This window comes from Amycolatopsis umgeniensis (assembly GCF_014205155.1).
GTDB lineage: Bacteria > Actinomycetota > Actinomycetes > Mycobacteriales > Pseudonocardiaceae > Amycolatopsis > Amycolatopsis umgeniensis.
The window spans coordinates 771,810-794,984 of the sequence record NZ_JACHMX010000001.1; the positions used below are offsets into that span (position 1 = coordinate 771,810).

15 protein-coding genes and 2 tRNA genes are annotated in these 23,175 nt (G+C 70.7%); 6 read left to right on the top strand and 11 right to left on the bottom strand.

What is annotated here, in order from left to right:
* Positions 1-44 precede the first annotated feature (44 nt).
* Genes HDA45_RS03390 through HDA45_RS03400 form a run of 3 tightly spaced genes read right to left on the bottom strand, consistent with a single transcriptional unit; the run spans position 45 to position 3,147 of the window.
* Positions 45-1,274 (bottom strand): nucleotide disphospho-sugar-binding domain-containing protein, encoded by a 1,230-nt coding sequence (locus HDA45_RS03390; RefSeq protein WP_184891836.1) that lies wholly within the window; start codon positions 1,272-1,274, stop codon positions 45-47.
* Positions 1,271-2,104 (bottom strand): SDR family NAD(P)-dependent oxidoreductase, encoded by an 834-nt coding sequence (locus HDA45_RS03395; RefSeq protein ID WP_184891837.1) that lies wholly within the window; start codon positions 2,102-2,104, stop codon positions 1,271-1,273. The genes HDA45_RS03390 and HDA45_RS03395 overlap by 4 nt, the downstream gene beginning before the upstream one ends.
* Positions 2,101-3,147 (bottom strand): alpha/beta hydrolase, encoded by a 1,047-nt coding sequence (locus HDA45_RS03400; protein WP_184891838.1) that lies wholly within the window; start codon positions 3,145-3,147, stop codon positions 2,101-2,103. The genes HDA45_RS03395 and HDA45_RS03400 overlap by 4 nt, the downstream gene beginning before the upstream one ends.
* A gap of 447 nt (positions 3,148-3,594) precedes the next feature.
* Here HDA45_RS03400 and HDA45_RS03405 point away from each other — a divergent pair, with 447 nt between their 5' ends.
* Genes HDA45_RS03405 through HDA45_RS03420 form a run of 4 tightly spaced genes read left to right on the top strand, consistent with a single transcriptional unit; the run spans position 3,595 to position 11,710 of the window.
* Positions 3,595-4,254 carry a hypothetical protein gene (locus tag HDA45_RS03405; RefSeq protein ID WP_184891839.1) on the top strand — a complete coding sequence of 220 codons (660 nt, stop codon included), beginning with the start codon at positions 3,595-3,597 and terminating at the stop codon, positions 4,252-4,254.
* 33 nt (positions 4,255-4,287) lie between these two features.
* Positions 4,288-6,030 (top strand): fatty acyl-AMP ligase, encoded by a 1,743-nt coding sequence (locus HDA45_RS03410; RefSeq protein WP_184891840.1) that lies wholly within the window; start codon positions 4,288-4,290, stop codon positions 6,028-6,030.
* Positions 6,027-10,223, top strand: coding sequence for a type I polyketide synthase (locus HDA45_RS03415; RefSeq protein ID WP_184891841.1), 4,197 nt, complete (start codon positions 6,027-6,029; stop codon positions 10,221-10,223). Before HDA45_RS03410 ends, HDA45_RS03415 begins: the two co-directional genes overlap by 4 nt.
* Positions 10,220-11,710, top strand: a complete 1,491-nt coding sequence (locus HDA45_RS03420) for an MFS transporter (RefSeq protein WP_184891842.1) — start codon at positions 10,220-10,222, stop codon at positions 11,708-11,710. The genes HDA45_RS03415 and HDA45_RS03420 overlap by 4 nt, the downstream gene beginning before the upstream one ends.
* Here HDA45_RS03420 and HDA45_RS03425 read toward each other — a convergent pair.
* Positions 11,685-12,104 carry a VOC family protein gene (locus HDA45_RS03425; RefSeq protein ID WP_184891843.1) on the bottom strand — a complete coding sequence of 140 codons (420 nt, stop codon included), beginning with the start codon at positions 12,102-12,104 and terminating at the stop codon, positions 11,685-11,687. The genes HDA45_RS03420 and HDA45_RS03425 overlap by 26 nt on opposite strands.
* An 89-nt stretch (positions 12,105-12,193) precedes the next feature.
* On the opposite strand from HDA45_RS03425, the gene HDA45_RS03430 reads away from it, so the two are divergent.
* Positions 12,194-12,778, top strand: coding sequence for a TetR/AcrR family transcriptional regulator (locus HDA45_RS03430; RefSeq protein ID WP_184891844.1), 585 nt, complete (start codon positions 12,194-12,196; stop codon positions 12,776-12,778).
* Between the two features lie 331 nt (positions 12,779-13,109).
* Here the strand turns inward: HDA45_RS03430 and HDA45_RS03435 are convergent.
* From HDA45_RS03435 to HDA45_RS03465, 7 genes are all read right to left on the bottom strand, one after another.
* Positions 13,110-13,181, bottom strand: a tRNA-Val gene (locus tag HDA45_RS03435).
* Between the two features lie 36 nt (positions 13,182-13,217).
* A tRNA-Val gene (locus HDA45_RS03440) sits at positions 13,218-13,292 on the bottom strand.
* 89 nt (positions 13,293-13,381) lie between these two features.
* Entirely contained in the window at positions 13,382-15,220 is a 1,839-nt protein-coding gene (locus tag HDA45_RS03445) for a protein kinase domain-containing protein (RefSeq protein WP_184891845.1), read from the bottom strand.
* Positions 15,221-15,229: 9 nt separating this feature from the next.
* Positions 15,230-17,113 carry a protein kinase domain-containing protein gene (locus HDA45_RS03450; protein ID WP_184891846.1) on the bottom strand — a complete coding sequence of 628 codons (1,884 nt, stop codon included), beginning with the start codon at positions 17,111-17,113 and terminating at the stop codon, positions 15,230-15,232.
* Between the two features lie 48 nt (positions 17,114-17,161).
* Positions 17,162-19,408: a heavy metal translocating P-type ATPase gene (locus HDA45_RS03455; RefSeq protein ID WP_184891847.1), complete on the bottom strand. Its 2,247-nt coding sequence runs from the start codon at positions 19,406-19,408 to the stop codon at positions 17,162-17,164.
* A 249-nt stretch (positions 19,409-19,657) separates the two neighbouring features.
* Positions 19,658-20,773 carry a DUF6801 domain-containing protein gene (locus HDA45_RS03460; RefSeq protein WP_184891848.1) on the bottom strand — a complete coding sequence of 372 codons (1,116 nt, stop codon included), beginning with the start codon at positions 20,771-20,773 and terminating at the stop codon, positions 19,658-19,660.
* Between the two features lie 64 nt (positions 20,774-20,837).
* A complete protein-coding gene (locus HDA45_RS03465; RefSeq protein WP_184891849.1) occupies positions 20,838-22,067 on the bottom strand; it encodes a DUF6801 domain-containing protein in 1,230 nt (409 codons plus the stop codon).
* 486 nt (positions 22,068-22,553) lie between these two features.
* On the opposite strand from HDA45_RS03465, the gene HDA45_RS03470 reads away from it, so the two are divergent.
* On the top strand, positions 22,554-23,126 hold the full coding sequence (locus HDA45_RS03470; protein WP_184891850.1) for a hypothetical protein: 573 nt from the start codon (positions 22,554-22,556) through the stop codon (positions 23,124-23,126).
* Positions 23,127-23,175 lie beyond the last annotated feature (49 nt).

The following is a 23,175-nucleotide window of genomic DNA, read 5'->3' on the forward strand; positions in this document are numbered from 1 at the left end:
CCTTCAGAGTAGGCAAGGAGTCCTTCACGGCCCTGAACCGCGCGTCACGACACCGTCAACAGCACCTCACGGGCCCGAGCCACTCCGTCCTCCTCACGCAACCGCGCGGCCACGTACTGCGCCTCGCGACGGAACAGCAGATTGCCGGACAGCTCCAGCAGACGCGCGGTCAAAGCGTCCGCGGTGAGCTCCCGTAACGGCAGCGGCCGGGGCCCGGCGCCCAGACGCGACACCCGGTCGCCCCAGTAGGGCTGGTCGGAGAAGACCGGGCAGACCAGCGACGGGACGCCTGCCCGCAGCGCCGCGGCGGTCGTCCCCGCGCCACCGTGATGCACGACGGCGGCGGTACGCGGGAAGAGCCACGCGTGCGGAACGTCTTGAATCGTCAGCAAGTCCTCGTCGTCGGACTCCGCATCGGTGGCGAGAAGACCGCGCAACCCCAACCCGCGCAGCGCCGTGCGGACGGCGGCGAACGTCCGCTCCGCCTCCGACGGCCGCATGCTGCCGAAACCGACGTACACCGGAGGCGGCCCCGAAGCGAGGAAGTCGCGCAGACGTGGGTCCGGCCGCCACGCGACGGGAGGATCGAGGAACCAGTACCCGGTGACGTGGACCCGGACTGGCCAATCCTTCGGCCGGGGCACCACGGCGTCGGAAAATCCGCACAGTACCGGGGTTTCCTTCCGCCGGGGTCCGCACCAGCCCGCCGGCGGCAGGTCGAGCGACCGGTCTCGCCAGCGGTCCACCTCGGGCCGCAGCACTTGCCAGGCGACGGTGTCGACGGCACGGAAGCTCAGCCGCCGCCCACAAGGTCCGAGCCTGGCGGCCCACGGCAGCAGCGGATGCGCGAACATCCGGGTCGGCACGCTCGGCTGGTAGTGCAGTTCGACGTCGGGGACGCCGAGCGAGGCGCCCAGATGTGCGCCGAGGAATCCCAAGGTCGGCGCGAGCACCAGGTCCGCGCCTGCCGCTCCTCGCTGGACGTCGGCCAGCAGGCGTTCCAGCACGGGTGCCAGCGCCCCTCGCAGCCCGCGCAAGAACGTCGCGGGAGTGCGACCGCCCTCGGTCCATTCGCGACCGCCGTCGGAACCGAGGATCTCACCGGGATCGGCCGAAAGCGGCGCGAACTCAAGCCCGTATCCGGTCACCAGTTCCCGGAACCGCTCGGCCGCCAGCACTCGCACCCGATCACCGTCGAGACCGCGCCCCAACGCGATACACGGCTGAACGTCGCCCCGCGAGCCGGGAGCGACGATCACGACCAGCCGGGTCACCGCTTCGCCGCCGTCAACCGGTAGCGGAGGCGGAACGGCAGGTTCGCCAGCACCGCGGCGATCCGCGCGTCCCTGCCCACCAGGTACCGCGGCGCGATGCGACGAGCGGTCAGCGCGTGGACCACGACCCGTGCCGCCCGCTCGGGCGGCACCCCGGCCCGCGCGGAGCGTTCCGCGCTGCGTTCGGCCTCTTCCAGTTGTGCCGCATAGGTTTTCCTCGCGGCTTCCGGCAAAGCGGCGCGCACCTCCTCTGCGGCGGCGCGGGCGCGTGGCCAGATCGAGGTGGCGACGGCCCCGGGCTCGACGAGCACGACGCCGATCCCCGACGGGGCCAGTTCGGCGCGCAGGCTGTCGGTCAAGCCGACCAGCGCGAACTTCGACGTGTGATAGGGCCCGACCATCGGCCCCGCGATACGCCCGCCCATCGACCCGACCGTCACCACCCTGGCGGCCGACGCGGCGCGCAACGCGGGCAACATCGCTTGCGTGACGGCGAGCTGACCGGTGACGTTGACTTCCAGCTGCTGCCGGAAATCCTCGAGCGGGACGTGTTCCAGCGGTCCGGGCCGGGCCATCCCCGCGTTGTTCACCAACCCCCGCAACGGCCCCGCCGCCGCGACTTTCTCCCCGCACGCCGCGATCGACGCCGTGTCCCGGAGATCCATCCGCAGCACGGTGACCGCTTCGCCGTACGTACGGGCGAGTTCCGTTTCGTCCGCGTCGGTGCGCACACTGGCCCAGACGTGGGCACCCCGGCGGACGAGTTCGGTCACGCAGGAACGGCCGATCCCGCTCGAAGCGCCGGTGACCACAAAGGACGGACGTGTCACGACACCTCCCCCGCCTTCACCGGCGCGGAGAGCGCGCGCAGCATCCGCGGCCAGGTCTTGTGCAGCTGGTCCTGCCAGTACGCCCAATGGTGCGTGCCCGGCCCGTAGAAGTCCGTCATGACCGGGACCCCGAGCCGGTTCAGCCGGTCCGCCATCGCCGTCGTCTGACCGGAGCACAGGAATTCGAGCAGCATCGCGCCGGGCAGCACGTCGATCGGCAGCTTCCCGTCGAACGGCCCCGGCAGACCGTTCCCCGTCGACAGGTACAGCTCGGTACCGCGCAGGCGATCGGCGTTCACCAGCGGATCGTGCGCGTCCCAGCGGGACGCCTCGCGCCGCCGGTCACCCCAGAGCGCCTCGGGATCCTGTCTGGCGGAAGCGACGATCGCGCTGGTCAGCAGCTCGCCGTACGGGCCGGTGGGGTTGAGGTTGCCGCTGAACGATCCGGCGAACCGGAACACCCCCGGCCGCCGGGCGGCGAGTTCCACCGCGCCGTAGCCACCGAGCGAGAGCCCGGCGGCCACCCGCCGCCCGTCCCCGCGATAGGCGCGATCGATCAGCTGCGGGATCTCGACGGCGGTGAAGGTCTCCCATTGATTGAGAACGACGTCCTTACCGTGATTCCACCAGTCGGAAAAGAACCCCGCGGAACCGGAACCCGGCATCACCACCAGGGCGCCGGAGTCGTCGGCGAGCTTCCGGATGTCGGTGTTGGCCGTCCAGCCGCGGTAGTCCTGCAGCCGCGTCTCCCCCGCGAGCAGGTACACGGCCGGCCACTTGCGGCCGGGCTCGGCGTCCCACCCCGACGGCAGGATCAGCCGGACCATCGCGTAGCTCCCGACGCCGACCGAGCGCACGGTGAGGTCCAGCATCCGAGGGTCACCGTCCACAGTGGTCTGGGCGACGACGTGCGAGCCGTCGTCGGCGCGGGCGTCCGGGACACCGCTCTCGGCCCTCGCCGGGGCGGTGACGACGCCGGTCAGCGAGCACGTCACGGCCGTCAGCAGCGCGACGGCCCAGAGCCGCCTCGAAGTAGTGCGCATACGCAATCCTTTGTCCCGGTCGTTCGACAGAATTCGAAAATGTGACGGCGATTACCCGGCAAAGAAATCCGGAGGTGTCGACACGTTAAGCGGAAGAACCCCCTCCGAGCAATTGTCCTGCTCACAATCCGGGAGGACAATGTGAATGCCAGGGAAACAAAAAATGCGTCGGCCTCCCCCATCAGGGTGACCCGTCGCTCACGGACGGTGAGCGACAGTGGCACGGGGGTACCAGATTGGCTCGCACACCTGCAAAAAGTCCGGAAGCCCCAGGTCACACCCAGTACACGAAGGACATTTACGTTCTCTTGACACCTTCCGGTATTCGATTTCCCGTCGTAGCCTTCGTCATGCCGCCCGGGTTCGGCGTCCACTGACGCGACCCCGGCGCTTGTGTCCCACCGAAGGGACCGCGACCCCATCAGGACCCTTCCGAAAGGGCTATTCATGACTGCCCGAATTCGTGCGCTCGCCGTCTCCGCCGCCGCCTTGGCCACCATTTCCGGCGTACCCGGAGAATCGATTCAGGCGGCCGCGGCACCGCCTTCTCCCGTCGTTCCGCCCGCCGCCCTGCTACCGCCGGAGACCGTCCCGCACGCGTCCGCGCGCGACGGTTTCGACCTGGCCTCGGCACTGTCCACCCCGGACCGCGAGGAGAGCCGGGTCGACGTCGGCGGCTGTGAGGACGTCGTCCACGGCAGGCTGATCGGCACCGGCGCCGCAGGCCAGGGCTTCCAGTCGGCGGTGCCCGGCGGCCAGGTCTCCGAACTCGTCGCCCGCACGACGAACCCGCCCGACCTGACGGCCTGGGCCGCACAGGCCGCGCGGTGCTCCCAGGTGACGGTCGACGACGCGGCCGGTACCGCGGTGTCGACCGTCACCGTCCAGCCCCCGCCCACCGTGCCGGGCGCGAAAACCCTTTCCTACCAACAACTCCTGACGCTCCCCGGCCAGCCCCCCGAGCTGCCCGGACTGCGTCTGCGCACCGTCGCCATCGCCGCCGACGACGTACTGGTCGTACTTCGTGACGCCGGAACCACCGGCCTCGATCTCGACACCCTCGCCGTCGCCGCTTGGCGGCACGCCGCCGGACCGCTCGGCCGCTGAACCCCCGCACGACCGAACCCCGAGGAGACCGCCATGTCCCTGGCCCCCGAGAACCTGCCCGCCACGGCCGGCCCCACCCTCCCCGCCTGCCTCCGGCATTGGGCGGACGTCGACGGCGACCGGCCCGCGCTGACCTTCGCCGACTTCGCGACCGATCGCGCCGGGCGACGACGGACCCTGACCTGGAAACAGCTCCAAGAGCGCGTCGACGCCGTCGCGGGGGCGCTGCCCGTCCGGCCCGGTGACCGGGTGGCCGTGCTGTGCCCGCAGAGCGCGGACTACGTCGTCGCCTTCCTCGGCGCGATCACCGCGGGCGCGATCGCCGTGCCGCTGTTCGACCCCGGGCTGCCCGGGCACGCCGGACGCCTCGCCGCGGTGCTGACCGACTGCTCCCCCACCGCGGTCGTCACCACCGCGGCGGCCGAGGACGAGGTCCGCGAGTTCCTGGCCGGTCTGCCCGGCGGCGAGCGTGTCGCCGTCGTCGCGGCCGACCGGCCCGCCGAAGCTCCGGTCCGCGCGTGGCCCGCCCCGGAAGCGGCGCCGGACGACGTGGCGTACCTGCAGTACACCTCCGGTTCCACCCGCAGCCCGGCCGGCGTGGTGCTCACCCACGCGAACGTGCTGTCCAACGTGAGCCAGGCGGTGCACGGGCTCGGCATCGAACCGTCGGGAACCACCGTGTCCTGGCTGCCGCTGTTCCACGACATGGGTCTCGTTCTCGGCCTGATCACCCCGCTGGCGATGGGCATGCGGTCGGTGCTGATGGATCCGCTGGCCTTCATCGAACGGCCGGTGCGCTGGCTGGAGTTGCTGGGCGACCACAACGGGAGTTGGAGCGCGGCGCCGAACTTCGCGTTCCACTACGCCGCGAGCCGGGTGCGCGAAGAAGACCGCGCCAAACTGCGCCTCGACCGTGTCGCCGCGATCGTCAACGGCGCGGAGCCGATCAACCCCGACGTGCTCGACCGGTTCCACGCCGCCTTCGCCGCTTCCGGGTACACGCCGGACAAGACCCGGCCCTCCTACGGGCTGGCCGAGGCGACCGTGTTCGTCACCACCGGCCCCGGCGCTCCCCCGCGCGTCACCACGTTCGACCGCGCCGAACTCGGAACGGGGACGGCGCGGCAGGCGGACGACGGCCTCCGGTTGGTCGCCTGCGGTGTCCCGGTGGGTCAGCACGTCGCGCTGGTCGATCCGGAAACCGGTGTCGCGCTGGACGACGGTTCGGTCGGCGAGATCTGGGTCCACGGGCCCAACGTCGGCACCGGCTACTGGCAGAAACCGCTGGAGAGCACCGAAACCTTCGGCGCCCGGCTCACCGGCGACCACGACGGGCTCCCGGCGGGGCCTTGGCTGCGCACCGGCGATCTCGGCGTCCGCCACGACGGCGAGGTCTACATCGCGGGCCGTATCAAGGATCTGCTGATCGTCGACGGCCGCAACCACTACCCGCAGGACGTCGAAGCGACGGCCGCCTCGGCCGACCGCGACATCCGGCCGGGCAGCGTCGCCGCGTTCGCGGTCGCGGGCACCGACACCGAAGCCGCGGTCATCGTCGCCGAACACCGCGGGCACACCGCGTTGACCACGGAGGACGAACGGGCGCTCGCCGCGTCGATCCGGCGGCTCGTCTCCGACGCGCACGGGCTTTCGCTGCGTGACGTCGTCCTCGTCCCCGCGGGCCTGGTCCCGCGAACCTCCAGCGGCAAGATCGCGCGCGGCGCGTGCCGCGACCGTTACCTCGCCGGCGATTACGGAAAGGCCTTGGTGCGATGAGAAACCCTTCGCTCGACACTCCCACCGTGCGCCGCTGGCTGCTCGACACCGTCGCCGAGCACACCGGTGTCGACCCGTCCCGGCTCGAAGCCGACCGTCCGCTCAGCGACTACGGCCTGTCCTCCCGTCAGGCCGTCGGCATCGCCGCGGACCTCGAAGACCTGCTCGGCACACCGCTCCCGGCCACCCTGCTGTGGGAGAGCCCGACCATCGACCACCTCGCCCGTTCCCTCACCGGCGCCACCGAACCGGAACCGGAACAGCCCGGCACAGACCGTCGCCGGACCGATCCGATCGCCGTCGTCGGCCTCGGCTGCCGCTGGCCGGGCGCGAACGGCCTCGACGAATTCTGGGACCTGCTGCGCAGCGGACGGGACGCTGTCCGGACGGCGCCGCCGGGCCGTTGGACCGCCGACGCGGCACCGATCGTCGGGGGATTCCTCGACGACGTGGCCGGATTCGACGCGGATCACTTCGGCATCACCCCGCGCGAGGCGTCCACAATGGACCCTCAACAGCGCATGCTGCTGGAGGTCGCCTGGGCGGCGCTGGAACACGCCGGGATCGCCCCGGCCTCCTTGCGCGGCAGCCGGACCGGCGTGTTCACCGGGATCTCCACCCACGACTACGGACATCTCACGATGGCGGGCGGCGGCGTCGACCTGTGGACGGCCACCGGCGCGGCCGGGAGCATCTCGGCCAACCGGCTGTCCTACGTCTACGACCTGCGCGGGCCGAGCATGGCGGTGGACACCGCCTGCTCGTCGTCCCTGGTCGCGGTACACCACGCGGTGCGCGCGCTGCGTGACGGCGAGGCGGAACTCGCCTTGGCAGGCGGCGTGAACCTCATGCTCCTGCCGGGGCCGACGGCCGCGTTCGCCGCGGCCGGCCTGCTCGCGGACGACGGCCGCTGCAAGACGTTCGCCGCGGGCGCGGACGGCATCGCGCGTGCCGAAGGGTGCGGCGTCGTCGTGCTCAAACGGCTGGCGGACGCCGAATACGACGGCGATCGGGTGCTGGCGGTGATCCGCTCCACCTCGGTCAACTCCGACGGCCGGTCGCAGGGTCTGGCGGCGCCGAACCCCCTCGCGCAGCAAGACATGCTTCGTACGGCGTATCACGGCGCCCGGCTCGACCCGTCCACTGTGGACTACGTGGAGGCGCACGGCACCGGAACGTTGCTCGGAGACCCGATCGAGGCTCGCTCGCTCGGCGCGGTTCTCGGCAAGGACCGGCCCGTCGACGCCCCGCTGCTGATCGGTTCGGTGAAGACGAACATCGCGCACGCGGAGGCGGCGGCGGGGATCGCCGGGCTGATCAAGGTCGTCCTCGCGATGACCCACGGCGAGCTGCCGCCCCAGTTGCACTTCGCCGCGCCCAACCCGCACATCCCGTTCGACGACCTGCGCCTGAAGGTGGTCACCGAAGCGACGCCGTGGCCCCGCCGTTCCGGCCGCGCCACGGCGGGGGTGTCCGCTTTCGGGTTCGGCGGGACCAACGCGCACGTCGTCCTCGAACAGGCCCCGGAACCGGAGCCGGCGCCCGACCGCGCGGACGTCCGGATCGGGCTGCTGTCCGCCCGCTCCCGCGATCGCCTCACCGAACGCGCGACCCAGCTGGCGAACTGGCTGGAATCCACGCCGTCACCCGCCCTCGCCGACGTCACCCACACCCTGTTCCGGCGCGACAACGGCGGACCGCACCGCGCCGCCGTCGTCGCCGGGGACACCGCCGAACTGGCGGTACTGCTGCGCGCCGTCGGCGCCGGTGCCGATCCGCTGCCGGCGGGCGCTGTCGCGGGCAGCGCCATGACCACCGACGGACCGGTCTTCGTGTTCTCCGGCCACGGCTCCCAGTGGCCGGGGATGGGCCGCGGGCTGCTGGCCGCCGAGCCCGCCTTCGCCGCCCAGGTCGACAAGCTCCACGACCTGTTCACCGAGCACACCGGCCGATCGCTGCGCGCCCTGCTCAGCACCGAGAACCCCTTGTCCCTTCCCGAAACCCAGACGGCCATCTTCGGGACGCAGATCGCGTTGGCCGCCCAGTGGGAGGCACTCGGCATCCGGCCCGCGGCCGTCATCGGGCACTCGCTCGGCTCCGCGGCGGCCGCGGTGGTGAGCGGCGTGCTCACCCCCGACGAGGCCGTCCATCTCGTCGCGACCCGTGCCCGGCTCCTGGGCACCATCGGCCCTGGAGGGGCGATGGCGGCCGTCGAACTGGCGCCCGAGGAACTGGAGCTGTACCCGGACATCGAACTCGCCGTCGAATCCGCGCCGGGTCAGCTGACCGTGGCCGGGGACGCGACCGTCCTCGCCCTGCTCGTCGCGGAACTCGAGGCCGCCGGCCTCACCGCGCGGCTGCTGCCGGTCGAGGTCGCCGGGCACTCCGTCCGCGTCGACCCCGTCCTGCCCGCGCTGCGGGAGGCACTCGACGAACTGGGCGGCCGCCGTCCGACGGTGCCCTGGTACGACACGGTTCTCGCCGATCCGCGCGATCTGCCGGACTTCGACGCCGGGTACTGGGCCTCGCATCTGCGCCGCCCGGTGCGGTTCCGGCAGGCCGTGGCGGCCGCCGCCGCGGACGGGCACCGCGTCTTCCTCGAAGTGTCACCCCATCCGATCCTGCGGGGTTCGGTGGCGCGAACGCTCGAAGCCGAAGGGATCCACGACGCCGTCGTCACCGGAACCCTGCGGCGGGGCCAGGACGAGGTCCGCGCGCTGGGCGCCGCCGCGGCCGAGCTCTACTGCGCGGGCACCCGGATCACCCCCGCCGACCCGGACGACGGCGCCCGACTGGTCGACGTCCCGCCGATGCCGTGGCGGCACGAACGGCACTGGTACACCGCCGCCGAGGAGCCGCCGTCGTTCGCCGCACGCGCGACCGAACCCGAGCCCGCGCGCGGCGGTGGCGGTGATCGGCTGACCGAGATCGTCGCCGCGGTCATGGGCCTGCGGCCCGAGCGCATCGACGCCGACGTCCCGCTGGTGGAACTCGGACTGGATTCCCTGATGGCGAACCGGATCCGGGAGGCCGTCCGCCGGGAGTTCGGCACCGAACCCGACGCCGTCAGCGTGCTCCGGGGTGCCACCCTCGCCGACCTCAGCCGCGATCTCGCGCCACGCGACGACGAGGAGCCGCGTCCGGCCCGGGGCCGGGCGTGGGACGCGGCGGACCGGCTGGTGCTGCGCCTCTGGCTCGAGCACACCGGGGTCGACGCGGGCGGCACGCACGTCCGGCTGACCGAGACCGGCACACCGGACAGGCTGGCCGAACTGCTCGCCGACGGGCTCAGTACCGAACTCGACACCCCTGTCGACGCCGCCGAACTCCTTCGGCACGACTCCCTCGCCGCCATCGCGGACGTCGCCCGAGCCGTCCTCGACACGAGGGAAGAGAAGGGACCGGTGCACGTCCTCGCTCCCGGTGACACCGGCGTCGCGCCACTGCTGCTGTTCCACCCCGGTGGCAGCACCTGCACCGTGTACCGGCCGCTGCTGGACAGGCTGCCCACCGCCGTGCCGTGTGTCGGGTTCGAACGCGTTCCCGGTGTCAGCATCGAGGAACGCGTCGAGCATCTGCTGCCGCTGGTGCGGGAGCAACGCCGCGACCGGCCGTACCGGCTGGCGGGCTGGTCGTTCGGCGGGGCGCTGGCTTACGGCGTCGCCGCACGGCTCGCCGAGGAAGGCGAGGAGGTCGAGTTCGTCGCGCTGATCGACACCATGCTCCCGCTCCCGGAGCCGGACCTCGACTCGCGAGCGTCGTCCGCCCGGCGATTCCTGCGGTTCACCGGCTACGTCGAAGGGACCTACGGCCGCGAAGTCCGGCTCGGGCACGAGGAACTGGCGCCACTGCCCGAAGAGGAGCAGATCGAGCTGACCATGCGGCGGGTCGCCGAAGCCGGCCTGCTCAGCCCCGGCGTGCTCCGGCACCAGCGTCAGTCCTTTTTGGACACGCTGGCAGCCGAACGCGGTACACCCCGCCGCTACGACGGCCGGGTCGTGCTCTACCGGGCTGTCGAGCAGTACGCGGCCGGGCTGGCGATGGAACCGCGGTATTCGCGCACCGATCTCGCGGCGGGCTGGGCGGAGCTGTGCCCGGAGCTGGAGATCGTGCCGGTCGAGGCGCATCACCTGTCGGTGGTCGACCCGCCGCACGTCGATGTCGTGGCGAGGCATCTGGCGGAACTCCTGTGACCACGGCCCGGGCCGAGCGAGCGGTCGACCGCGCCTGGCCGCTGCTGGCGGTACTCGGCGCCGGGCTCTTCCTCGTGGCTGTCGACGCGACCGTGCTGCACGTCGCGTTGCCCGACCTCGTCCGGCAGTTGCGGCCGGGCGCGGCGGCCCAGGTGTGGATCGTGGCGATCTACCCGCTGACCGCCGCGCCGCTGCTGCTGCCGTTCGGCACCCTCGGCGACCGCTATGGACGGCGACGCGTACTGGTCGCCGGGTACGTCGTGTTCGGGATCGCGTCGCTCGGCTGCGCGTTCGCCCCGAATGTCCCGGTACTGCTGGCCTTTCGCGCCCTCCTCGGCTGCGGCGGCGCGATGATCATGCCGGTGACGATGTCGCTGCTGCGCGAGCTCTTCCCGGAGCAGCGGGCTCGCCGCACGGCGATCGCGGTGTGCAGCGGGATCGCGGGGACCGGTTCGGTGTTCGGACCGATCCTCGGCGGGGTGCTCGTCGAGACGTGGGGCTGGCGTGCCACGTTCTTGCTGAACCCGCCGGTGATCCTGGCGGCGGTGGCGCCGGCCCTGCGATGGCTCCCCCGGATTCCGCCCGGGCGGCGGCCGTGGGACGCGCTGAGCGCCGCCCTCGCGGCGGGCGGTGTCCTCGGGATCGCGTTCGCCGTGGGACATCCGGGCTCGTGGCCGACAGCCGTCGCTTCGGGTGTCACCGGCTGTGTCCTCATCGGACTGTTCCTGCGCCGCCAGCGTCGGACCGACCCGCCGCTGCTGGACCTCGCCCTGTTCAAGCTGCCCGGGGTGCGGGCCGCGGTGGGCGGGGTCCTGCTGGTGATGAGCACGCTGGTCGGACTCGGCCTGCTGTTCGCCCAGTACCTGCAAGTGGTGCTCGGCCTCTCCCCGACGGCGGCGGCGTCCCGGCTGCTCCTGGTGCTGGGCGCGTCGGCCGTCGGCAGCGTGGTGACCCCCTCGCTGCTGGGACGGTTCGGCAACGCCCGTGTCCGCACCGCCGGGTTCGCCGTCACCGCGGTGTCGTTGCTGGTCCCGGCGGTGGGATCGGCCGCGCTCACGTCACCGATGCTGCTCGGCGCCGGACTGACGGGAATGGGGCTGGGAATGGCGCTCGCGCTCACTTCGAGCACCGACACCTTGCTTTCGGCGACCTCGGCGGACCAGGCGGGCGGCGCCGCGGCGGTGGAGAAGACGGGCTACGAACTGGGCGCGGGTTTCGGCACGACGCTGTTCGGTTCTCTCGCTGCGGCGGTGTACGCCGCACACCTGGCGGTTCCGGCCGGGGTACCCGACGCGGCGCGGCAGCTCGCTGTCTCCGGGCCCGCTCAGGCGGAGACGGCTGCCGCAGGGCTTTCGTCGCCCTTGGTCGACGAACTGCTCGAAGCCGCGCGGGTCGCTTGTACGACCGGGCTCCAGGTGTCGGCGGCTGTCGCTTGTGGACTGTTCCTGGTGGCCGTCCTCGTCAGCGCGGGCGCGCCTCGTCGGTGAACTGCCCGGCGTACTCACCTGTCGGCGGGATCTCCTGGATCACGTCGATCAGCACACCGTTGGGGTCCGCGACGATGAAGTGCCGCTGCCCGAACTCCTCGCTGCGCAAAGAAAGCGCCTCGGGCAACCCCGCTTCCTCGACCAGCCGCCGGTGTTCGGCGTCGACGTCCTCGACCTCGAAGTTCAGCAGCAGTCCCTGCACGGGTTTGCCCGCGCCGCCGGGGATGGTGCCGTGCCCCGGCGCGAGGATCGCGAGCTCCCACTCGCCGCGTTTGAGGCTGACGTACCAATCGGCCTCGAAGGTGAGCTCGAAGCCGAAGTGGTCACGGTAGAAGTCCCGCGTCTCGGCGATCTTCTCGGTCATGAGTACGGGATAGAAGCTGGTCAAACGCATGGTGCCGCCTTGTCTCGCGAACAATACCGACCGTCGGTTTGTTTCTACGAAAGTAGCCAACCGACGGTCGGTATGTCAAGATTCCGGATATGGGCCGCACGAAGCAGCAGCAGCGCGAAGAGACGATGGAGGCCTTGACCACCACTGCCCGCCGGTTGTTCGCCGAACACGGGTACGGCAACGTCGGGCTGGAGACCATCGCGCAGACCGCGGGCGTGAGCAAAGGCGCGCTCTACCACCACTTCAGCAGCAAAGCGGAACTGTTCCGGCACGTACTCGGCGTCGTGCAGCACGACGTCGGAGAGAAGATCGCGCGGGCCGCGGACGCCGCACCCGACTCATGGTCGGGACTACTGGCGGGATGCCGCGCGTTCCTCGCCGCGGCGACCGATCCGGAGACGCAGCAGATCATGCTGCTGGACGGTCCGTCGGTGGTCGGCTGGCAGGACTGGCGCGAACTGGACGAGGAGTCCTCCGCTCGCCACCTCGCCGAAGCGCTGACCGGGCTGATGGCCGAGGGTGTCCTGGCGAAGCGGCCCGTCGAACCGTTGGTGCGCCTGCTTTCCGGCGCGATGAACGAGGCCGCCGTCTGGCTGGCCCACTCCCCTGACTCCCAAGCCGACCTAGCCACGACCATGGACACACTCACGCCGATGATCGAAGCCTTGCGCTGAGCGCTCGGACACACGCGTCGTCCGTCTGATCACGCGTGTCGTCCCTCTCGTCACGCGAGTCCGCAGCCCTAGTGTCCGGTCCCCATTCCGGCCGGGCGGGGGCGCGAACGAGCAAGACGGGTGCGGTGTCCTGAAGGCCCCCTTTGCGACGTTGAGCGTCCTCAAAGGGGACCTTCAGGACACCGCGACAGACACCCTCACATGGCCATCAGCGGAGAACACGGTCAGAACGGATCGGTGCTCGCGACACCGCACTCAAGGCCTATTGCACGTGGGGCCACCTAGGCAACGCAAAAGGCCCCACCCTGATCGGATGGGGCCTTCACCGCGGTGGGCGATACTGGGATCGAACCAGTGACCTCTTCGGTGTGAACGAAGCGCTCTCCCCCTGAGCTAATCGCCCGCGGTACGAACTCCGGCTCACCTGGGGAAGCGAACCTGGTGCGCGATACTGGGATTGAACCAGTGACCTCTTCCGTGTCAGGGAAGCGCTCTCCCGCTGAGCTAAACGCGCGTGATGTAGTTGTTCGTACTGGAGATAGCTTAGCGGACCCGTTTCCGGGCTCGCAAAGGGGTTCCCCTCGCGATCAAAGCCCAGGAAGCTCAGGGCTTCGGGAGCTTCGGCACGATCGAGACGGCGATCTCCGTCGCCCGGCCGCAGGGGCTCGCGCTCCCCTCCCGGGCGAGCAGGCGGACGGCGACGGTTTCGGCCTCGCGGTCCGGCAGCGGCCGGTGCTGCCAGGTGACAGCGCAGTTCGAGCCGCCGAACTCCCGGCTGTCGCCGGTGACGCCGTTGCCGAGGTCGACAGGCGAACCCTCGGGCACGTACGCGCCCCGCTGCAGCTCGACGGTCAGCATGTCCCCGCCGCCCTGCCATTCGCAGATCCGCAGCGTCCGCGGAACGGGCTGCGTGTTGGGCATGTTCTTGGAGAGCACGGCCGGATCGCCGACGGCGCACGGGTCGAGCGGGAGCAGGCTCGCCGGGTCACCGGTGCGATCGACCTCGTGCGTGCGCAACCGGGCGAGGGCGGCCGTCAGCATGTCGTCGGCGGCCTTGCAGAGGTCGCCGTCCTTGCCCGGATGCGACACGACGACGCCGAGCCGCCGGTCCGACGGGAGCTGGACGATCGAATCGCATCCGCCGCTGATCGTGCTGCGCAGCAACGGAAGCCCTTCGGCGGTCCGGTCCGTCCTCTCGACGTTGCTCACACCGTCACCGATCCGGATCTCGAAGGAGGCGTCGCGGAGCCCGGTGTACTTGCAGCGGGCGGGGTAGATCGGACCCGTTTCCGCCTTCAGGGTCCCGAACTCCTGCACGAACCTGCCGGCGAGCACCTTGCACGGATCCACCAGGCGCAGACGTTCCGGGCTGAGCGCCTCGCTCGCCGCCAGCGAAGTCGTGCCGGGAGACTCGGGTTTGGCGTACTCGGCGACGGACAGGCCGAGCGCGACGATTCCGGCCGTCACGAGCAGAACGACCGCGGCGAGCGAGCCGAACAGGATCTTCTTCGTCCGCGGCGCCATCTTCTTCGGCGGCGGCCGCCAGATCGGGAGCGGCAGGGCCAGCACCGAGCGCACCTCGGCGTCCTGCTGCCGGATCCGGGCGTGCACGGCGGGCGGCCACGGAGCCACACCCGGCGGGACCGGGCCGAGATGGTCCAGGATCTGGCCGGGGGTCGGCCGGCGTGCCGGATCCTTGGCCAGGCACGGTTCGGCGAGCCGCCGGATCTCCTCCGGGACATCGGCGAAGTCCGCGGTGGCGTGCACGACGTTATACAGCGTTTGCGGTGCGGTCGGTCCGGTGAAGGGGCCGCGGCCGGTCGCCGCCATGACCAGGATCGCGCCGAGGGAGAACACGTCGCTCGCCCCGGTCACCCGCCCGCTGCCCGCCTGTTCCGGCGACATGAACGCGGGCGACCCGATGATCGCGCCCGTTCCGGTGAGTTCCTGCGCCTCCTCCGCCACCCGGGCGATGCCGAAGTCGATCACCCTGGGCCCGTCACTCGTCAGGATGATGTTGCTGGGCTTGAGGTCCCGGTGGATCAGCCCGGCACGGTGGATCTCGGTCAGCGCGGCGGCGAGCCCGGACGCGAGCAGCCGTACCGATCCGGCGGGCAGCGGTCCGGCGGCGTCCACCGCCTCTTTCAAGGACGGCCCGGTGACGAAGACCGAGGCGAGCCATGGCGTTTCCGCCTCCGCGTCGGCGTCCATCACGGCGGCGGTGTAAGCACCGGAGACCAGACGCGAGGTGGCGACCTCGCGCCGGAACCGTTCGCGGAAGCGGGGATCGTGCGCGAACTGGGCGTGCAGCTGCTTGACCGCGACGAGCCTGCCGTCCGGGGCCAGGCCGAGCACGACCCGGCCCATGCCACCTTCACCGAGCTCGGCGATGATCCGGTACGGGCCGATCTGGCGGGGTTCGCCGGGATTCAACGGTTTCACTGATCAGCCCTAGGGTTTCGGAAGTTTCTGCAGCAGCGCCCCGGCGAAGCCCTTCGCCTTCTCGCAGGCCTCGTCGGCGGTCATCTTCGTCCCGCTGGTGCCGACGGTCAGCTCGACGTTCTCCCCGTCACGGTCGCTGACGGACCGATGCTGCCAGATCAGCGAACAGCTGGACCGGGCGATGCCGTCGTCGCTTTTCGCCAGGTACACCTTGGTACCGCCGAGATCCAGGGTGGCGGTCCCCGTGTAGGACGAGTCCTTGGACTGGACCGGCGGGTACGCCCGCACGAGGCTCAGCTGGACATTGCCCGCCGCGTCGTACCGGCATCGGTGCAGATGCTCACGGATCGTTTCGACGACCGGGCCGATCAGCCGGTCGGCGGTCGCGGAGCCGACCACCGCGCAAGGGTCCAGCAGGGCGAGCGTGCCCGCCGGAAGCTCACGATCGTGGCCACCGGCCCGGATCCGTTTGACCGCGTCAGTGAGGGCCGCTTTCACCACCGAGCAGGCCTCGTCCTTTGTGGACATCGAGTTCACGTCGACGCTGAGTTTGGTGTTCGGCAGCCCCGAGACCGGGACAGCGACCGCACACGAGTCAGCGGAGCCCTTGATGCGCAAGGGAAGTCCCTCGAGCTCGCCACCCGCTTCGCCCTCGATCAGGTCGCCACCGACCTCCAGCTCCAGCCAGTGGCCCGCGGGCGAGGAGTACGTGCACGAATCGAAGTGGATGTCGATCTTCGTGCTCAGTTTGCCGAACCCGGGCACGTCGCGCCCTTCGAGCACCTTGCACAGGTCGACTTTGCGCAGGTTGTCCGGGCCCAGCGGATCCTGGTTGACCGGGGTGGCGACCGGTTCGTCCGGCGGCTGTGGCGAACTCGGCGCGGCGGCGGCCGGCGGCGGGTCGTCCTTCGACAAGGAGACCGCGGCGACGACGCCACCGGCCAGCAGCACCACGGCGGCCGCGGCGAGTCCCGCGATCAGGCCACGGCGGGACCGCTTCGGCGCGGGCGGGTTCAGCAGCCGCCGGACCTCCGCCTGCTGGGTCTCGATGAGATGCGAAACCAGCGGCGGCCACGGGCTGGTCATCGGCGGGATCGGGCCCAGCCGTTCCAGCACCCAGGCCGGGGACGGCCGGTCCGCCGGGTTCTTCGCCAGGCACGGCTCGACGATCTGCCGGAGTTCCGGCGCCAGATACCGCAGATCGGGCTGGACGTGCACGACGTTGTACAGGGTGTGCGGAGTGGACGTTCCAGTGAAGGGGTTCGTCCCGGTCACGGCCATCACCAGGAGCGCGCCGAACGAGAACATGTCGCTCGCCGAGGTCAGCGGCTTGCCCTCGGCCTGTTCCGGCGACATGAACCCGGGCGAGCCGATGACGGCGCCGGTGTGCGTGAGTTCCGAGTCTCCCTCGACGGCGCGGGCGATCCCGAAGTCGATCACCCGGGGGCCGTCCCCGGCGAGGATGACGTTGCTCGGCTTCAGATCCCGGTGGATCAGCCCGGCACGGTGGATGTCGCCGAGTGCCAGCGCGAGCCCCGCGGCGAGATGACGGACCGCCATCGGCGGCAGCGGTCCACCGGCGGCGACAGCTTCGGACAGTGCCGGACCCGGCACGAACACCGATGCCAGCCACGGCGTCGGCGCGTTCGGGTCGGCGTCCATGACCGGGGCGGTGTAGGCACCGGACACCAGACGCGACGTCTCGACCTCGCGGCGGAACCGCTCACGGAAACCGGGGTCGTGCGCGAAGCCCGGGTGGACCTGCTTGATCGCGACCAGGCGCCCGTCGGCGGAGATCCCGAGCAGCACCCGGCCCATCCCGCCTTCTCCGAGCGCGGCGAACACCCGGTAGCGCCCCACGCCGGTGGGTTCGCCGGTGTTCAACGGCTTCACGAAGGCCCCCTTGTCCCCGGGGCGATGGTACAAAACCACCCGGAAGTGTCACGCAGCGCGTCGGTCCGCCCGGCCGAAGTCCTTGAGACGAAGGCTGTTGGACACGACGAGCACCGAGGACAGCGACATCGCCGCCCCGGCGATCAGCGGGTTCAGCAGCCCCAGCGCGGCCAGCGGGATCGCGGCGACGTTGTAGCCGAACGCCCAGACCAGGTTCCCCCGGATGACGCGCAGGGTCCGATCGGCGAGCCGGATGGCGTCGGGGACCACGCGCAGGTCGTCACGGACCAGCACGATGTCGGCCGAACGGATCGCGATGTCGCTCCCCCGGGCCATCGCCATGCCGAGATCCGCCGTGGCCAGCGCCGGACCGTCGTTGATCCCGTCGCCGACCATCGCGACCCGCGCTCCCCCGGCCCGCAGCTCGTCGACGACCTCGGCCTTCTCCGCGGGCAGCACGCCGGCGCGCACGTCGAAGATGCCGACCTCGTCCGCGACCATCCGGGCGGCGGCCTCGTTGTCGCCGGTCAGCAGCACGGTCCGCAGGCCGAGCGAGTGCAGGGCGTCGACCGCGGCCCGTGCCGACGGCTTCACGACGTCCCGGATCACCAGATGTCCGGCGACCCGGCCGTCGATCGCGGCCAGGATCACCGTCGCTCCCTCGTGCTCGGCCTCCTTCAGCGCGTCCGCGACGTCGGCCGGGACCGCGACCGCACGTCCGGTCAGCAGGCGGGTGTTGCCGACGAGGACTTCGTGACCGTCGACCGTTCCGCGCGCGCCGAGTCCCGGCAGCGCGGCGAAGTCCTCGACAGGGGGAAGCTCCGGAAGTTCGGCCAGGGCCGCGGTCACGACGGCGGCCGCGATCGCGTGTTCGGAACCGGACTCGACGGCCCCGGCGAACCTCAGCACCTCGGCGGCGACGAATCCGTAGGCGGGGCGGCATGCGGTCACCGTCATCTTGCCGGTGGTCACCGTGCCGGTCTTGTCCAGCACCACGGTGTCCACCGTGCGGCTCGCCTCGAGCGCGTCGGGCCCCTTGATGAGGATGCCCAGCTGGGCGCCGCGGCCGACCCCGGCCATGAGCGCGGTCGGCGTGGCCAGCCCGAGCGCGCACGGGCAAGCGATGATGAGGACGGCGACGGCCGCCGCGAAACCGTCGCGAACGGGCGCGCCGCTGGGCAGCCACACCGCGAGCGTCGAGACGGCCACGCCGAGCACGGCGGGAACGAACACCGCGCAGATCCGGTCGACCAGCCGTTGCACGGCGGCTTTGCGGGCCTGCGCGCGTTCCGCCAGCGCCGTCATCTGGGCCAGCTGGGTGTGCGCGCCGACCGCTGTCGCGCGGACGACGAGCCTGCCGTCCCGGTTCACCGAGGCGCCGATGACCCGGTCCCCCACGCCGACCTCCGCGGGCACCGGCTCGCCGGTCACCGCGCTCACATCCACAGTGGACAGTCCGGTGTGGACGACACCGTCCGCGGCGATCGACTCACCGGGTTTCACCACGAACAGGTCGCCGACGGCCAGGTCGCCGATGGGGACCATCCCCTCGGCGCCGTCCCTCAGCACCCGGACGTCCTTGGCGGCCAAGGCGTCCAGCGCCGCGAGGAGCCCGGCCGCGCCGCGCCGGGACCGGCTTTCGAAGTACCGGCCCGCCAGCAGGAAGGTGGTCACCCCGGCGGCGACGTCGAGATAGATCGCGTCCGCCCCGGCCGCCGTCGGGCCGAAGCCGATCCAGTACCCGGGTTCGGCGCCGCCCGCGAACGCGGACCAAGCCGACCACGCGAACGACGAGAGCACTCCCAGCGACACCAGAGTGTCCATACTGGACGAACGATGCCGGAGATTCCGCAGCGTGGCGCGGTGGAACGGCAGCGCGGACCAGAACACCACCGGTACGGCCAAGCCGAGGCACAGCAGCTCCCAGCCAGGGAACCGCAGCCGCGGCACGAGGGCGAGGGTGATCGAGAGGTTCCCCAGCGGGATCGCCAGCAGCGCGGCGACGACCAGCCGCCGTCGGAGATCGCGGACCCGCGCCAACCCGGTGTCCGGATCCTCTTCCCCGCGGATCTCGGCCGTGTAGCCGGATTTGCGGACCCGCTCGATGAGCACGTCGTCGGCCAGCTCTTCGGGCACCTGCACGGTGGCGCGCTCTGTCGCGTAGTTCACCGACGCGCGGACACCGTCCAGTTTGTTCAGCGTGCGTTCGACCCGCGCCGAACAGGCGGCGCAGGTCATCCCCGACACGGTCAGCTCCACCGTGCGGACGGCGGCCTCCGGCGCGGAAATCGTCATTTCGTGGCACTCCCAGGATTCACCAGCGGTTCCGTGGTGGTGGAACAGGTGTCCCTCGAGGTGTCGCGAGGCAGACTACCGCCGCCGGGAACCAGACCCGCGTCCGGCCCGACTACTGCGATGGTGGTGAGAACAGAGGTCCCAGGCGTGATCAGAGCCGTGACTCGCGTGATCAGACGCCGCACACGCGAGTCACGGCTCTGATCACGTGAGTGCGGGGCTCAATCACGCGAGTGACGGCGCGGGACACTAGCGCGGCGTCAGCACGAGATCGAAAGTGTTGCCGTCGCCTTGGACGAACGTGCTCAGGTACGGGGTGAACGCGCCGCAGCCGGTGAGCGGCGCCAGCGAGTAGGTGCCGGTGAGCGCGCCGCCGGTCGCCATGGTGAAGCCGTCCCCGGTGCGCAGTTCCGCCGTGGACGGGGCCGACGTCCTGCATCCCGGCCCGCTGCTGACCGGCATGCCGATCAGCGTGACGAGCGGGAGGACGGTGGTGAACCGGGGGCGCGAGACGAAACCCGTCCCGGCGAAGTCGCCGCCCTGCGGTCCGTCCGCGACGAACTCCAGATCGGCCGCGCCCGGCAGGAAACCGAACAGCCGGAAGTCGGCGTGCGCCTTGTCGAACACCGGTCCGCCGGTGAACACCGTGGCCGAGGTGGCGCTCAGATCGAATCCGCCGGTCAGCGGCGCGGTGGCGCCGAGCGCCTTGACGCCGGTCTTCCCGGCGACCGTGTACTGGCGCCCCGCCGGCTTGTCACCGAGGTCGAAAGAGAGCAGGACAGCGTCCTGGCCGGGGTCGAGGGCGCAGTCCGAGGTGAACGAACCGATGCCGGTGAACGAGCCGTCGGCCTTCTTCGGGGTCAGGCGGGTGGTGAAGTCGCCGACGGTCAACGTGGTCTTGCCCGGCTTCGCCAGTGTCACCGTCGGCACGGAGCCGGTCGCCACCGTGGTGAACGTGCCGGACGGCGGGAGGTCGGTCTTGGCGACGTCCAGGGGAATGCGCACCGGAAAGGGCTTCGCGTCGCCGTTGACCAGCGTGACACCCGCCGCGGCGGTGCCTTCGATGGTGGCGGCGCCGACGAGGTTGAGCCCGCGCGCCGCCTTGTCCGGCACGGTCACGGTGATCGTCAACCCCGACGTGGTGAGCGTGCCGCCGGGCGCGGCCGGAACCTCGAAGTCGGCTTTGATGTTCACGTCGAGCTTCTGCAGCCCGATCAGCGGGAACGGACAGGTGAACGACAGTTTCTTGTCGACGGGGGTGCTCGCCGCCGCACCGCGGACGGCGACGAACAGCAGACAGCAGGCGGTGAGCAGGACGATGACGCCCGCCGCGAGCAGCATCCGGACGTTGACGCGTAGGGACATGGTCGCCTTCCCGAAAACGGCGCCGGTCCCCGCCGCGGATCGCGACGGGGACCGGCTTGCCTGACTACTTCTTGGTGAGGTTCAGATCGAGCGTGTTGCCGTCGCTCTTGGCGAACGCACTGATGAAGTCGTTCAGCTGCCCGCAGTTCTGCAGCGCCGACAGCGAGTAGGTGCCCGTCAGCTTCCCGCCCTTGAGCAGGTCGAAGTCCGGACCGGTGGTCATCACGCTGGTGGACGGGCTGACCGTGCCGCACTTCGGGTCGCTGCTGATGGGAATCCCGAAGACCTGCACGCTCGGCAGGAACACGTTGAACTTGATGTTCGCCTTGAAACCGGTGCCGACGAGCTCACCGGTCTGCTTGCCGACCTGCTCGACCTTGATCTCCGAACGACCGTCGACGAACCCGAACAGCTTGAACTGGGTGGACGACGGGTCGAGCTTGAGATCACCGGTGAACGTCTTGGACGCCAGGTCGACGTCCGCGTCGAAGCCACCGTTGATCGCCGCGGTGCTGCCGAGCGACTTCAGCGCGGTCTGCCCCTTGATGCCGAACGCGTACTTGATCCCGCCGCCACCGGGGGTGGTGGTAGTGGGCGGGGTCGTCGGCGTGGTCGGCGTCGTGGGAGTGGTGGTGGGCGTGGTCGGCGTGGTGGTGGGCGTGGTGGTGCCGCCACCGTCACCGATCTTGATCGTCGCCAGGGTGTTGTTCTGGCCCGGATCCTGCGTGCACGGCGCGTCGATCGTGCCGTCCGGCGTGATGCCGGTGACCGAACCGTCGGCCTTGCGCGGGGTGACCTTCAGCTGCAGGTCGCCCACGGTGATCTTCGCCTCGCCGGGCTGGTTGAAGGTCAGCGAAGGCGTCTTGCCCGCCGCGTTGACCGTCATCTCACCCGTGGTGGGGATGTTCTGCTTGGCGATGTCGTTGGGGACCTTGACCGGGAGGTTGAGTCCCGGCGCCGCCACGGTCGCCGCCGCGACGGCCTGGCCTTCCAGCGTGGTCGCACCGATCAGGTTGAGCCCGCTGACCGTGTCCGCGTTGATCGTGGAGACGGCCTTGATGTCGAACGTGCCGGTCGGCTGACCGGTCTTGACCGACAGCGGAAGATCGGTGTTGATCACCACCTTCAACGACTGCGACCCCACGAGCGGCAGGTTGCAGTGGTAGTTGAGCGGCAGCGAAATGGGGTCGGCGACACTGGACTGCGCCCCGACCACGAGTACCGCGGTGGCAAGCCCCACGGCACCGGCAGCGGCGGCGGCGACCGCCTTCTTGGTTCCTCTACGGTGACTCACGATCGTCCTTCCGTGGTATCAACGATGATACGAAACGGCGTACAATTCCCCAGAGCAATGAATATCGGCCCGAGAGAATTCTCCGGGTAGCGACGATGTCTGACGGATCGCAACCGAACAGTAAACTAACGACGCTCCCGCACCGCTATCAAGGGCTTCTCCGGAAAAGTTGACGCGCGGTCGGTAAATTGTCACCCTGGCACGGTGCCCGCACCCGCTTCCTAGTAGCGGCACATGGGTTTCCCCAGCACAGAGCCACTTGAGGCCTCCGGAGGAACCGCTGACGCGGGTGACAATCACGCCGCACGAAACTATCTCGCGCGTGCCAATCGCCTTTTCCCCGGCTCCGGTCGGCTTGCCTGACGGAATCCTTCGTGAGTAACCTCGCGGTTCAGCAAGCCGGTCACCGCCGACCACCGCGGATCCCGCTCCTCGTGCCACGGCCGGCCCTCTTTCGCCGAATTCGACGGGGAAACCATGAAAAGAATGCGCCGCACGGCAGCGCGAATCGCGTTCGCCACCGTCTCAGCGACCGCCGCGGCGGTCCTGCTGACCGCCTGCGGGTCCGACGAGCCCGCCGACACCGGGCGGCACGCCGACCCCGCCGCGCTCGCCTGGGTGGACAAGGTGTGCTCCGGAGTGGCGGCCGGTTCGGCGAAACTGTCCCAGCCGCCCGCGTTCGACCCCAACAACCCGCAGGGGGCGAAGACCGCCATGGTCGGCTTCCTGAACTCGCTCACCGTGGCGCTCGACGACATGGCGGGCGGGATCCGCAACGCGGGTGTTCCCCCGGTCCCGGATGGACAGTCCGCTGTGGACAAGGCCACCACCACGCTGGACGAAACCAAGTCGAAGGTGACCACCACCCTGGCGAAGATGCAGGACGCCAAGGTCACCGACAAGGCGAGCCTGGAGAAGGTGATCGCCGACGCCGACAGCACGATGAGCGGGCTGAGCGAACCGGAGGGCCCGATCAAGCCCCTCCGCGCCAACCCGGAACTGAACCTCGCCTTCTCCGAATCCTCGACCTGCCGTCAGGTCTACGGCGGCAACGCCTGAGCCAAAGAAGTCGTGAGTGGTGAGGGCGGTTCTCTCGAGGGGTAAGGCA